The sequence below is a fragment of the Proteus hauseri ATCC 700826 genome (genome assembly GCF_001654965.1).
Classification (GTDB): domain Bacteria; phylum Pseudomonadota; class Gammaproteobacteria; order Enterobacterales; family Enterobacteriaceae; genus Proteus; species Proteus hauseri.
This window is the reverse complement of record NZ_LXEV01000028.1, coordinates 56,664-70,178: the sequence shown is the minus strand read 5'-3', so window position 1 is coordinate 70,178 and position 13,515 is coordinate 56,664. Positions and strand designations below refer to the sequence as shown.

At 37.8% G+C, this 13,515-nt stretch carries 9 protein-coding genes; 3 read left to right on the top strand and 6 right to left on the bottom strand.

All coding sequences use genetic code 11. The annotated features are described in order from the left end of the window. The first annotated feature begins 102 nt into the window (after positions 1-102). Complete coding sequence (locus M997_RS12510; protein ID WP_064720471.1) at positions 103-645, top strand: YfaZ family outer membrane protein; 543 nt, start codon at positions 103-105, stop codon at positions 643-645. A gap of 99 nt (positions 646-744) precedes the next feature. Here M997_RS12510 and tyrP read toward each other — a convergent pair whose 3' ends face one another. The 6 genes from tyrP to ubiG form a co-directional block, all read right to left on the bottom strand. Next, positions 745-1,956: a tyrosine transporter TyrP gene (tyrP, locus tag M997_RS12505; protein WP_064720443.1), complete on the bottom strand. Its 1,212-nt coding sequence runs from the start codon at positions 1,954-1,956 to the stop codon at positions 745-747. 182 nt (positions 1,957-2,138) lie between these two features. Continuing rightward, positions 2,139-2,372 (bottom strand): YgdI/YgdR family lipoprotein, encoded by a 234-nt coding sequence (locus tag M997_RS12500; protein ID WP_064720442.1) that lies wholly within the window; start codon positions 2,370-2,372, stop codon positions 2,139-2,141. Positions 2,373-2,463: 91 nt separating this feature from the next. Further along, positions 2,464-2,742: a class I ribonucleotide reductase maintenance protein YfaE gene (gene yfaE, locus M997_RS12495; protein WP_064720441.1), complete on the bottom strand. Its 279-nt coding sequence runs from the start codon at positions 2,740-2,742 to the stop codon at positions 2,464-2,466. 29 nt (positions 2,743-2,771) lie between these two features. Further along, entirely contained in the window at positions 2,772-3,902 is a 1,131-nt protein-coding gene (gene nrdB / locus M997_RS12490) for a class Ia ribonucleoside-diphosphate reductase subunit beta (RefSeq protein ID WP_064720440.1), read from the bottom strand. Between the two features lie 11 nt (positions 3,903-3,913). Further along, on the bottom strand, positions 3,914-6,205 hold the full coding sequence (gene nrdA, locus M997_RS12485; protein ID WP_064720439.1) for a class 1a ribonucleoside-diphosphate reductase subunit alpha: 2,292 nt from the start codon (positions 6,203-6,205) through the stop codon (positions 3,914-3,916). A 348-nt stretch (positions 6,206-6,553) separates the two neighbouring features. Further along, on the bottom strand, positions 6,554-7,291 hold the full coding sequence (ubiG, locus tag M997_RS12475; protein ID WP_064720438.1) for a bifunctional 2-polyprenyl-6-hydroxyphenol methylase/3-demethylubiquinol 3-O-methyltransferase UbiG: 738 nt from the start codon (positions 7,289-7,291) through the stop codon (positions 6,554-6,556). A 172-nt stretch (positions 7,292-7,463) separates the two neighbouring features. Between ubiG and gyrA the strand changes: the two genes are divergently transcribed. Both gyrA and rcsC read left to right on the top strand, forming a co-directional pair. Beyond that, positions 7,464-10,100, top strand: a complete 2,637-nt coding sequence (gyrA, locus tag M997_RS12470) for a DNA topoisomerase (ATP-hydrolyzing) subunit A (protein ID WP_064720437.1) — start codon at positions 7,464-7,466, stop codon at positions 10,098-10,100. A 184-nt stretch (positions 10,101-10,284) separates the two neighbouring features. Then, positions 10,285-13,113 carry a two-component system sensor histidine kinase RcsC gene (gene rcsC / locus M997_RS12465; protein WP_074379360.1) on the top strand — a complete coding sequence of 943 codons (2,829 nt, stop codon included), beginning with the start codon at positions 10,285-10,287 and terminating at the stop codon, positions 13,111-13,113. Positions 13,114-13,515: the final 402 nt, after the last annotated feature.

Sequence of the window (13,515 nt, the reverse complement as noted above, 5' to 3'; positions counted from 1 at the left end):
GATTGAAAATTCTGGAGATTACCTTTCAAATTGAAGTAAATTAATTTTGTGTATTTATAGTATAATTATAAATTAGGATAATTATTTGCTGGAGTAATAATGATGAAAAAATATTTATTGGCCGGAGTGGCAAGTGTCTTCTTGATTACAGGAACCGCTAACGCGGCATCAATGAATATTCAAGCTGGCAAACATTACACTGATGTTCAGGCTGGATTAGGTGATGCTAATTCAGGGTTCTCTTTTAATGGAAACTGGGCACGTAGTGATCATGATGGTCAAATGGGTAGTTTAGGCGCAAAATTCGCATTGCCTTTAGGTCCATTCTCTGCAAGTGTCGGAGGTAAAGCGCTTTATTTATCGCCTAAGAATGGTGATGATGGGGCGGCTTTAGCTGGGGGAGTTGGACTTAACTGGAATGTATTCCCTTCTCTCAGTGTGTATGGCGAGGCTTACGCTTCTCCTGAAGGGTTAACGTCAGGCAGTAAATCGTATTATGAAGCTGATGTTGGCGCTCGATACACTGTATTTAAACCGTTACAAGTTAATGCGGGTTATCGTGTTATTGAGATTGAAAACGCGCATAACAGAGCAAACAATAAATTGGCCGATGGTTTCTATGTTGGTGCAGGTTTAAGTTTCTAATTAGACGTTATTTTTAATTAGTTCTTTCGCATTGATATAACAAAATAAAAAACAGGTGTTGATAGCAACACCTGTTTTTTTATGGGCATAATTTAGCAATTAACCTACTTGTGGTAATAAACCAAAAGTAATTGCAATTTGGATACCAATAACAATCAAACCACAGATAAACACGATAGTAAGGGCAGGTTTTCCGCCTTTCACTCTATATTGCTTATCCGCGTGTTGTTGTTGTCTTACTTTCCAAACTAATAATGCGGGCAACAAAAGTGCTAAAATAGAGAGTGCAATAGCAGCATAAGCTAATGCTTGTACAAAGTTAGGGAAGTAAAGTGCGCAAAGTAACGGTGGCACAAAAGTAAGTAAACCAGACTGTACGCGGCCAGTGGCACGATTGCTGCGCTTAAAGAGGTCTGCTAAGTAGTCAAATAAGCCCAGAGCAACACCAAGGAAAGAGGTCGCTAGCGCTAATGCAGCAAATAAGTTTACTGCAATATTAACACGAGGCGTTGCAACAACATCTCGGATCGCAGTTAATAGGCCATTTAAGCCAGATTGTTGCGCCATAATTCCCATAAACGTATTTGTAGGAATGGCACCCAGAGTCGCTAGCTGCCATAAAATATAAGCAACTAATGGAATAGCACTACCAATAATAAAGATAATGCGCAGCTTTTTAATATCACCATTCATATAGCTAACAATACTTGGCACGCTGCCATGAAAGCCAAACGAAGTAAAAATAACGGGGATAGCCGATAAAATTAACCCATGAGCAACAGGCATAGAGGTTAAATTGACAGTTTCTACATGAGGTAGCATAACCACTAGCATAAAGATTAAAAAGATTACTTTAGCGGTAAATAGCAGGCGGTTAATCATATCAACAGATGTTGTACCAATTCCTACTACAGCCCCCCCAATCACTGTAAAGATAATAATACCTTGTGTAACAGAAACCGGTTTGCCAATCCAAGAGGATATTGTTGCAGAGAGTAATTCCCCCGCACCACTGATATAGGCGGTTGTTAAGGCATACATCAACAGCAGTAGTGCTAAGCCTGTGACCAATTGCCCACCTGTACCGAGATAGCGTTTAGCAATTGAGCCAAGACCCGTATGAGGATCGTTGTGTTGATAAACTTCAACAAGTAACAGTGCGGTGTAGCTCATTAAAAGCCACAAGCCAATAAGTAATAGTATGATGGTGCTAAAGCCAATACCCACAGCAGCAAGTGGCATTGCTAGCATCCCAGCCCCTATTGTTGTTCCTGCGACAATAAAGACACTACCTATAGTGCGATTTTTCACAAAATCCTCTGTTATTCCAACTGTTTTATTTATTTGAAATGAAGAGTATAAGAATGGTAAATTTCTGTCAAATTTTAATTACGACAACTGTAAAATTATGTTTACAAAAAAGAGAGGGGAAATAAAAAACGCCAATATTAATTTTTATTGGCGTTTTTAATGGAGAAGACTCGTCAAAGAGATTAATCGTCAAGCTCTACCATACGTCTTATCTGATCACGGTTAATTTGTTGTACTTTGCCTGTTTCTGCATCTTTATACGTAATTAACCCAGTGGCTTCATTTATCTCAACTTTGTCTGTGGTTAGGATAGTTTGACCATTAACCGTTTCTATTTTTTGTGGTGATGAACAACCCGCAACGAGTAATAGTGACGCTGAAATGGCAACAACTGAGATAATAGAATTGAATTTCATAATATTTCTTCCTTTTTTAATCCTGTAATTTAACTTTAGTCAAGGATATATAAGAGTGTTAGAAAAAAGTGGAAAATTAAGATAATTCAAATTATTCAGAGCAAATTTCGATTTCAATATCACTAATAGGGTGGCAACTACAAGGCAGGATTTCATCAGCCTGAATAAATGCTAAAGGTTTATTACGATAGCAAACTTTTCCTTTAACTAATCGCAAGCGACAAGAGCCGCAATAACCTTCTCGGCATTGATATTCGACTTGAATTTTTCCGTGTTCTAATGCTTCAAGTAAAGAAGGATGAGAATCAGAACAGAATTCTAGCGGTGTTGAAAGACCCTGCTGATGCAGGGTCACTTTATGAGATGCCATAACGTTATCAGTGTTAATTCTCAGTGTTATTACAGCTCAAAACTACTTAAGTCGTCAGTGTCAACTTGTGAGTCGATTTGACCAACAAGATAAGAACTTACTTCGACTTCTTGTGGTGCAACTTGTACGTTGTCTGAAACTAACCATGCATTAATCCATGGAATAGGATTTGAACGACCTTTGAAAGGTAATTTTAGACCGACAGCTTGCATACGAATATTGGTAATATATTCAACATACTGACAAAGAATATCTTTATTTAAACCAATCATTGAGCCTTCAGAGAATAAGTATTCAGCCCATTCTTTTTCTTGCTCTGCGGCTTCAACAAAAAGATCATAACACTCTTGTTCGCACTCAGCCGCGATCTCCGCCATTTCAGGATCATCCTGACCAGAGCGTAGTAGGTTCAGCATATGCTGAGTTCCTGTTAAATGTAAGGCTTCATCACGAGCAATCAATTTAATGATTTTCGCATTACCTTCCATTAATTCACGTTCTGCAAACGCGAAAGAACAAGCAAAGCTAACATAAAAACGGATTGCTTCTAACGCATTAACACTCATCAGACACAAATAAAGTTGTTTCTTTAATTTGCGTAATGTCACATTAACGACTTTGCCTTTTACTTGATGATCGCCTTCACCATACATGTGATAAAGGTTGGTTAAGCGAATTAACTCGTCATAGTAAGAAGAAATATCGCGCGCACGTTTTAAGATTTCTTCATTTTCAACAATATCGTCGAAGACAACAGAAGGATCGTTAACAATATTACGAATGATATGCGTATAAGAACGTGAGTGAATAGTTTCAGAGAAAGACCATGTTTCAACCCAAGTTTCCAATTCAGGAATAGAAATCAGTGGTAAAAATGCCACGTTAGGACTTCTACCTTGAATGGAATCAAGCAATGTTTGGTATTTCAAATTACTAATAAAAATGTGTTTTTCATGATCGGGCAACGCATTATAGTCGATACGATCACGAGAAACGTCTACCTCTTCTGGTCGCCAGAAAAAAGAGAGCTGTTTTTCAATCAATTTCTCAAAAATAGGGTATTTCTGTTGATCATAACGGGCTACGTTAACAGGCTGCCCAAAAAACATGGGCTCCTGAAGTTGATCATTTTTAACTTGTGAAAAAGTAGTATAAGACATAGCTTCCTCAATTAAATTTTACACGCGCCGCCTTCACAATCTGAATCTTCAGCCTCAACGACTTCTTCCAGATCACCCTGTACATCATCTGCACCATCGCGGGTATTGTGATAATAAAGTGTTTTCACTCCATATTTGTAAGCGAGCAGCAAATCTTTCAGCAGTTGATTCATTGGAACCTTACCGCTTGGGAAACGAGTAGGATCGTAGTTAGTGTTTGCTGAAATTGCTTGGTCAACAAATTTTTGCATAATACCAACTAACTGTAAGTAACCCTCGATACTTGGCATTTGCCATAGTAACTCGTAAGAACCTTTTAAGCGTTCATACTCAGGAACAACTTGGCGCAAGATACCATCTTTTGATGCTTTGATGCTGATGTAACCACGAGGTGGCTCAATACCATTGGTTGCGTTTGAAATCTGTGATGATGTTTCTGATGGCATCAATGCAGATAACGTTGAGTTACGTAAACCGTGAGTTTTAATCTCTTTACGTAAACCTTCCCAATCGTAATGTAATGGCTCGTTAGTGAGTACATCTAATGATTTTTTATAGGTATCGATAGGTAAGATACCTTCTGAATAAGTTGTCTCATTAAACCACGGGCATGCGCCTTGTTCTTTCGCTAATTCATTTGATGCTTTTAATAAATAGTATTGAATGGCTTCAAACGCACGATGTGTAATGTTATTTGCACTACCATCAGAGTAACGTACGCCATGTTTTGCTAAATAATAAGCAAAGTTAATAACACCAATACCTAATGTACGACGACCCATTGCCCCTTTTCTTGCGGCTTCAATTGGGTAGTCTTGGTAATCTAACAGCGCATCAAGTGAGCGAACCGCTAAACGAGCTAACTCTTCTAAATCATCAAGATTTTCAATTGCACCTAAGTTAAATGCCGAGAGCGTACATAATGCAATTTCACCATCAGGATCTTTAATATCATTTAATGGTTTTGTTGGCAGCGCAATTTCTAAACATAAATTAGATTGACGAATTGGCGCCACAGCCGGATCAAATGGGCTATGCGTATTACAATGGTCAACGTTTTGCAGATAAATACGGCCTGTTGATGCACGTTCTTGCATCATTAACGAGAATAGCTCCACCGCTTTAATTTGTTTTTGGCGGATGCTTTTATCTTTTTCATATTGTACGTATAAACGTTCAAATTCGTCTTGATCAGCAAAGAAGGCATCGTAAAGACCTGGCACATCTGAAGGGCTAAACAGCGTAATATCCTGACCTTTGATTAAACGTTCATACATTAATTTATTTAATTGCACGCCGTAATCTAAATGGCGAACACGGTTATCATCAACACCACGGTTATTTTTCAGTACTAATAAACTTTCGACTTCTAAATGCCATAATGGGTAGAACAGTGTTGCAGCACCACCACGGACACCACCTTGTGAACAAGATTTAACCGCTGTTTGGAAGTGTTTATAGAATGGAATACAGCCGGTATGGAATGCTTCACCATTACGAATAGCACTGCCTAATGCACGAATTCGACCCGCATTAATACCAATACCTGCACGCTGAGAGACATATTTTACTATTGCACTTGACGTCGCATTAATAGAATCGAGGCTATCATCGCATTCAATAAGTACACAGGAGCTAAATTGACGCGTTGGTGTTCTTACACCGGCCATAATTGGTGTTGGTAATGAGATTTTAAAGGTTGAAATCGCATTATAAAAACGCTCGATATAGTCCATACGTGTATTTTTTGGGTAACGAGAGAATAGGCACGCTGCCACTAATACATAGAGAAATTGAGCACTTTCGTAAATTTCACCAGTAATGCGGTTTTGAACGAAATATTTACCTTCTAATTGCTTTACGGCAGCATAAGAGAAGTTCATATCACGTTGATGAACAATAAAGGCGTTCATCTGTTCAAATTCTTCTTTTGTATAATCTTCAAGAAGATGACGGTCATATTTGCCTAAATTAACCAACTTTGTAACGTGGTCAAACAGTGCTGGTGGCTCAAATTGGCCATAAGCTTTTTTACGCAAGTTAAATACAGCAAGGCGAGCAGCTAAATATTGATAGTCAGGTGTTTCACCAGAGATCAAATCGGCAGCAGCTTTGACTAGCGTTTCATGGATATCAGCGGTTTTGATACCATCATAAAACTGAATCTGAGAACGTAATTCAACCTGAGAAACTGAGACATTTTCTAGGCCTTCAGCAGCCCAAGTAATAACACGGTGAATTTTGTCTAAGTCAATGCGTTCTTTGTGACCATCACGTTTTGTGACGAGCAGGCTATGATTCATGAGCGATGTACCTTTCTTGCATAAGTGTTACCTGAAATTTTATACCGCAAAAAAACGCTCCCGATGACAATTATTGTCAAGGAGTCTTGTGGTGTGAAATTTAAGGAAACACAATATATAGGGGTTGGTTCAAATGGTGATAACAAGATAAAGGTAATTGCGCGATTGATCAAGTGCACAAATCTGATTGTTTCTGTGGATAAATGGGGGATAATTTTTTTAACAACTGCCTGTACCCTGCATAAATACAGGCAGTAAGAAACGCAATTCACAGTGATTATGAGACAAAGTCAATTTTTAAAAATGTGATCGTTTGATGTTTTATTAAACCAAATCAAACTTTCTGTTTCATAAATTCGAGTTATATGTCGAATGTGTGTGCACCATATAGTTAACATCAACGTTAGGCGCTAATCGGAATTTGTTAGAAATCGGATTATAATGTAACCCAATCATATTTTGGGTACGTAATTGTGTATCATCGACCCAACTTAATAACTCTGATGGGCGAATAAATTTATTAGCATCATGTGTGCCCTTAGGTACCATATTTAGAATATACTCCGCACCTACTACGAGCATAAACCATGCTTTTTTATTACGATTAATGGTTGAGAAAAATACATGACCACCCGGTTTAACGAGTTTTGCGCAAGCTCTTACAACCGATGAAGGGTCAGGAACATGTTCTAACATCTCCATGCAGGTGACAACATCATAAGTCTGTGGGTTTTCATGGGCATGATTTTCAACCGTATCCTGTATATAGGTAACGGGAATACCTGATTCAAGCGAGTGTAAACGAGCAACTTGTAGCGGTTCGGCACCCATATCAAGGCCGGTGACTTCAGCACCTACACAGGCCATACTTTCAGATAAAATTCCACCACCACAACCGACATCAAGCACTTTTTTACCAAATAAGCCATCTGCACGTTCTTGGATGTAATTGAGCCTTAATGGGTTAATACGGTGTAGCGGTTTAAATTCACCTTCAAGATCCCACCACCGTGATGCGACACTTTCAAACTTGTCGATTTCATGCTGATCCACGTTAGCATGTAAAGAGGTTGTTTTATCATTCATCAGAAAGCATTACTCCTATTTTCATATTGATCTGATTCTATCAACGTTAGAGAGTGAAATCGAAGAGAATAGAGAAAGAATCACTAATTTAGTTGTTTCAGTTTTCCTAAAATTGGCGATTTGTGGTATAGTTCTACACCTTTGAATCCGTAGTATGAGGGACAGTGGCTCCATGAGCGACATTGCCAGAGAAATCACACCAGTTAATATCGAAGAAGAGCTGAAAAGCTCATATTTGGATTATGCGATGTCTGTTATTGTCGGACGCGCATTACCCGATGTTCGAGACGGACTGAAGCCAGTACACCGTCGCGTTCTTTTCGCGATGAATGTATTAGGAAACGATTGGAATAAACCTTATAAAAAATCAGCCCGTGTTGTTGGGGATGTTATCGGTAAATATCACCCGCACGGTGACAGTGCTGTTTATGAAACGATAGTTCGTTTAGCACAGCCTTTTTCTATGCGTTACATGTTGGTTGACGGGCAGGGTAACTTCGGGTCAGTTGATGGTGACTCGGCGGCTGCAATGCGTTATACCGAAGTTCGTATGGCGAAAATCGCCCATGAACTGCTGGCGGATTTGGAAAAAGAAACGGTTGATTTTGTTCCTAACTATGATGGAACAGAGCATATCCCGGCAGTCATGCCAACCCGTATTCCAAACTTATTAGTCAATGGTTCTTCAGGTATCGCAGTCGGGATGGCAACAAACATTCCTCCGCATAACCTAGGTGAAGTTATCGACGGCTGTCTTGCTTATGTTGATAACGAAGACATCACTATTGAAGAGTTGATGGAGCATATCACGGGGCCTGATTTCCCAACTGCCGCTATTATTAATGGCCGCAGAGGAATTTTAGATGCTTACCGTACTGGGCGCGGAAAAATTTATATTCGTGCACAAGCTGATGTAGAAACCGATGAGAAAACTGGTCGCGAAACAATTATCGTGACGGAAATTCCTTATCAGGTGAACAAAGCTCGCTTAATTGAAAAAATTGCAGAGCTTGTTAAAGATAAACGTATTGAAGGCATTAGCGGATTACGTGATGAGTCAGATAAAGATGGTATGCGCATTGTTGTTGAAATTAAGCGTGATGCTGTTGGTGAAGTTGTACTAAATCACTTATTTTCTCAGACTCAGATGCAGGTTTCTTTTGGTATTAACATGGTTGCACTGCATCAAGGTCAACCGAAAGTGTTAAACCTGAAAGAAATTATTTCAGCCTTTATTCGTCACCGTCGTGAAGTGGTGACTCGTCGTACTATTTTTGAATTACGTAAAGCGCGTGATCGTGCTCATATCTTAGAAGCACTTGCAATAGCGTTGGCAAATATTGACCCGGTTATTGAAATGATCCGTCAAGCGCCAACACCAGCAGAAGCAAAAGCCGCTTTAATTGCACAACCTTGGGCTTTAGGCAGCGTTTCTGCAATGTTAGAACGTGCTGGCGATAGCAATGTTGCTCGCCCTGAATGGCTAGAACCACAATATGGTGTGCATGAAGGAAAATACTATCTAACAGAACAACAAGCACAAGCTATTTTGGATCTGCGTTTGCAGAAACTAACGGGTCTTGAGCATGAAAAACTGTTAGATGAATATCGTGATTTATTACTTCAAATTGCTGAATTATTACATATTCTGAAAAGCCCAGAACGTTTGATGGAAGTTATTCGTGAAGAGCTAAATGCGATTAAAGATCAATATAACGATCCTCGTCGTACAGAAATTACCGAAAATACAGCAGATATTAATATCGAAGACTTGATCAATGAAGAAAATGTTGTTGTGACACTTTCTCATCAGGGCTACGTGAAATATCAACCACTGACTGACTATGAAGCGCAACGTCGTGGCGGTAAGGGTAAATCAGCTGCGAGAATTAAAGAAGAAGACTTTATTGATCGTCTACTTGTTGCTAATACTCATGACACAATTCTTTGTTTCTCAAGCCGTGGTCGCCTCTACTGGATGAAAGTTTACCAGTTACCAGAAGCAAGCCGTGGTGCACGTGGTCGTCCTATTATTAACTTACTGCCTCTTGAACAGAATGAACGTATTACTGCTATCTTACCTGTAAGAGAGTATGAAGAAGGTAAGTTTGTCTTTATGGCAACCGCTAGCGGGACTGTGAAAAAGACACCATTAAAAGATTTCAGCCGTCCTCGTAGTGCGGGTATCATCGCTGTTAATTTAAATGACGGTGATGAACTGATCGGTGTTGATTTAACCGATGGTACTAATGAAGTCATGCTGTTCTCCGCAGATGGTAAAGTTGTACGCTTTGCAGAAGATTGTGTTCGTCCTATGGGACGTACTGCGACGGGTGTTCGTGGTATGAAACTGAACAACGACACTGTCGTTTCACTGATAATCCCACGTGGTGAAGGTGATATCTTAACTGTCACTGAAAATGGTTATGGTAAACGAACTGTACAGAGCGAATACCCAACGAAAAATCGTGCAACACAAGGCGTTATCTCAATTAAAGTGAGTGAACGTAATGGTAAAGTTGTTGGTGCGATCCAAGTTGAAGAGACTGACCAAATAATGATGATTACAAATGCGGGTACTTTAGTTCGTACACGCGTTTCAGAAGTCAGCATTGTTGGACGTAATACGCAAGGTGTTACCTTGATCCGTACTACAGAAGGCGAGCTGGTGGTTGGTTTGCAACGTGTTGAAGATGAAGATGATGCGCTAGATGATGATGAAGTTAATGAAGTGATTGTTAATGAGGGTCTATCAGAAGCACTAGAATCAGATTTAGAAGACGATGCAGATATTGACGACGAAGAATAATCGTTATTATTGTGCTGTATAAAGAAAAAAAAGCAGGCATAATTGCCTGCTTTTTTTGTGTGAATAATTGCCTGCATTAGCAGAAAATTTATTCTTATGGTAAAAATCATATCATTCAGACATACAGTAACTTCTGCTAGAATAGAATAAGTTTCTTGTGTGGTTTATCGATTAGGGTGGTTGTTTGAGATATCTCTCGTCCTTTAAAACGTCGTTAAAAATTTCCCGCTACCTTTTTCGTATATTAGGTGTCATGTTGTGGGCTATGGGCGCATTGTTGACTATGTTTTATCTCATCAACATTTTTAACGATACAAAATCAGATATCAGACAAGAATATAGTAACAACTACACTAATTTACTTGGTTTCTTTAGGCAAACCTCAGGAACCATTCGTGATTTACAATATCTCGCCGAACGCCATCAAGAGCAGCTCAATTTAAATCCTAATATCAAAAATTTACCTTTTTATGAAGGGGCATTTTCCTTACACAAATTAAATGACACTGCGGATTGCGAACTTTTTAAAGGTCAAACGAATAACTATTTCCGTTCATTTAATAGCATTCTTTATTATTGGAAAGACAATACACCTGCATTACAGGGAATAAACCAAGTTTTTATGGTGGGTTCTCATAGTATGTGTATGATTAATTTTCCATTGCGTGCATCACCGATTGATACCGAAATGCTGAAAAAAATGGTTTATGAAAATACGCGTAACTATATTAATCAGCGAGCTCAGGGTAAGGAAGTTAATCAATATTGGATAGTACCTGATGCAAAAGGGGATAGCGGTATTTTGTATGTGATGTCTCCAGTTTATGCTTCCGGAAAGTTTATTGGATTGATTGGTATTGAAAGAGCCATTCGTCTTGAATACTTTTCTCCAACTAAAGATCGCGTTATTTCTATTCATCTACTTAATAGCAACAATACAACAATTTTAAATTATCCGGCTGAGAATAATTATCGTACAGCAAGACAAGCACCTGAAGTTAATGCGCCTTATTTTGGTTTTGATGAGGACTTTAGTGATTTAGTTTCTAAGCGGAAATTATTGCCTTCATCATTCAGTGTGGTTTATTCGTTACCACTAAAACAAATTCTCAATGAATTTAAATTTACTATTTTTAATGCGCTGATTTTAAATACGATATCGGCCATTTTTGTCTTTATTTTTGTTTGGATCTTTGAACGGAAAATATTCTCACCAGCAGAAAATAATGCATCACGTTTAGAAGAGCATGAGCAATTTAACCATAAAATAGTAGCATCAGCGCCAGTTGGCATCAGCATTCTTCGTATTCGCGATGGCATGATTATTTTAAGTAATGAATTAGCGCATAATTATTTCCGGTTACTTAGCCATAGTGATAAGCAAAATATTTTATCTATCATTGCTGAGAAAGGCAGCAATATGGTGGATGTAGTGACTAATAACCGTAACCATTTACAAATTAGTTTTGTTAATTCACGTTATCAAAATGAAGATGTTGCTATCTGTGTTCTCGTGGATATTAGTTCCCGCGTTAAAATGGAACGTTCTTTACAAAATATGGCAACGGCAGCAGAACAAGCAAACCAAGCAAAATCGATGTTCTTAGCCACGGTTAGCCATGAGTTACGCACACCACTATATGGCATTATTGGTAATTTAGAGTTATTGCAATCTTTTACTCAAAATAATGAAACCGCTCGATTGCTTAAAACAATGGATAACTCATCATCTTTATTGCTTAAAATTATTAGTGATATTTTAGATTTTTCAAAAATAGAATCTAAGCAATTAAAAATAGAGATTAAACCGTTTAATTGTCGTCAAGTGGTCTCATTTGTTATTTCTAACTATTTGCCCTTGATAGCTAAAAAAGACCTTGCTATTTACTGCTTTATTGAACCTGATGTGCCTAAAATCGTAAATAGTGACCCTGTTCGTGTACAACAAGTTATTTCTAATTTATTAAATAACAGTATTAAATTTACTACGACAGGTTGTATTACGTTACATCTTTATAAAGATGATTATTATCTCTATTTTGATATTCATGATACAGGTAAGGGAATAAGTGAAAAAACACTTCACGAGCTTTTTGAACCCTTTTTCCAAGTTTCTCAAAATACAGAGAGTGCATCTGAAGGTACAGGGCTTGGGTTAGCTATTTGCGAGAAGCTCATTAATTTGATGGATGATGATATTAGTGTGGTATCACAGGAGAATATTGGTAGCCGATTTACGGTACGGATCCCGTTATATGGTGCGTTAGAAAATAACGAAAATAATGATAAAAAGAATATTTACGCACAAAGCGCTATTCGTTGTTTTCTTGATGTAAGAAATCTTTGTTTAGAAGGTTTTATTGAGCGTTATCTTAGTTACTTTGGGTTAAAGTGTGCAGAGTTAACAGAAGAAATTGCGCTTACTTCAACGGATTTTATTATCACTGATTATGATCGAGAGATAATCACTCAATGCCAAACAATCAGAATTAATGAGCATTATTTTGATCCAGCAAAGAAAATAGATGAAAATACGTGGCTGTGTAGCACTTATAAACTTAATGAGTTATCTAAGATTATGCTACAGCTTCCTCAAATAAATGCTGATACTATTTATTCAGAATCTAAAGCAATAACAACGGATAGCGGTTTACAAGGGCTAAGAGTCCTTATTGTTGATGATCATCCTATCAATCGTTTATTGCTTACGGATCAATTAAAGAAAATTGGATTTGATACAGCAACAGCAGAAGATGGTTGTGATGCGCTGGAATTTATTGCTAAAAATTCGATAGATATTATTTTAACTGATGTCAACATGCCAAATATGAACGGTTATCAATTAGCAACCCATGTTAGGCAAATGGGAAGTACTATTCCTATTATTGGCGTGACAGCGAATGCAATAGCAGAAGAAAAACAGCGTTGTATTGATGCGGGTATGGATGATTGTGTTTCTAAACCTGTTTCACTCATTATTTTAAAAGAAGCATTATTAAAAAATATTTCTTAACTATGGTAATAGAAAGTGGTGTTAATCGAATAATTTGTTGATATTTAATAATGGGCTTAATAAAAAATAAGAGCGACGAGTATAACGATTAAGTATTCAAAAGGTGCTAATTTTTAGCACCTTTTTTGTTTTCTTTGTTAGTAAGAAGAGAAAAAGGTTATATAAGATTTTTAATAAAAAGAAGATGTAGCGCTAATTTTTGCAGTCTGGGTGTAGATTAATAATATCTATTTAAATCGTTTAAAAACACCCTATACAACGTTTAGAGTTTGGATACAAGCTGAGAAAAGAGGTGTAAATGGAATGTCTAGATAGGAAATAACACAGATAAAAAGCAGAGAAGCTCCCACAAAGGGTATGAGCTTCCTGATTTTATCGGTACTGCCAAGATAAGTTAACGAG

Bases quoted from the DNA above. Each gene is read 5' to 3' on its own strand.
- M997_RS12500 (WP_064720442.1), bottom strand. From the start codon at position 2,372: ATGAAATTCAATTCTATTATCTCAGTTGTTGCCATTTCAGCGTCACTA.
- ubiG (WP_064720438.1), bottom strand. From the start codon at position 7,291: ATGAATGATAAAACAACCTCTTTACATGCTAACGTGGATCAGCATGAA.
- yfaE (WP_064720441.1), bottom strand. From the start codon at position 2,742: ATGGCATCTCATAAAGTGACCCTGCATCAGCAGGGTCTTTCAACACCG.
- nrdB (WP_064720440.1), bottom strand. From the start codon at position 3,902: ATGTCTTATACTACTTTTTCACAAGTTAAAAATGATCAACTTCAGGAG.
- gyrA (WP_064720437.1), top strand. From the start codon at position 7,464: ATGAGCGACATTGCCAGAGAAATCACACCAGTTAATATCGAAGAAGAG.
- nrdA (WP_064720439.1), bottom strand. From the start codon at position 6,205: ATGAATCATAGCCTGCTCGTCACAAAACGTGATGGTCACAAAGAACGC.
- M997_RS12510 (WP_064720471.1), top strand. From the start codon at position 103: ATGAAAAAATATTTATTGGCCGGAGTGGCAAGTGTCTTCTTGATTACA.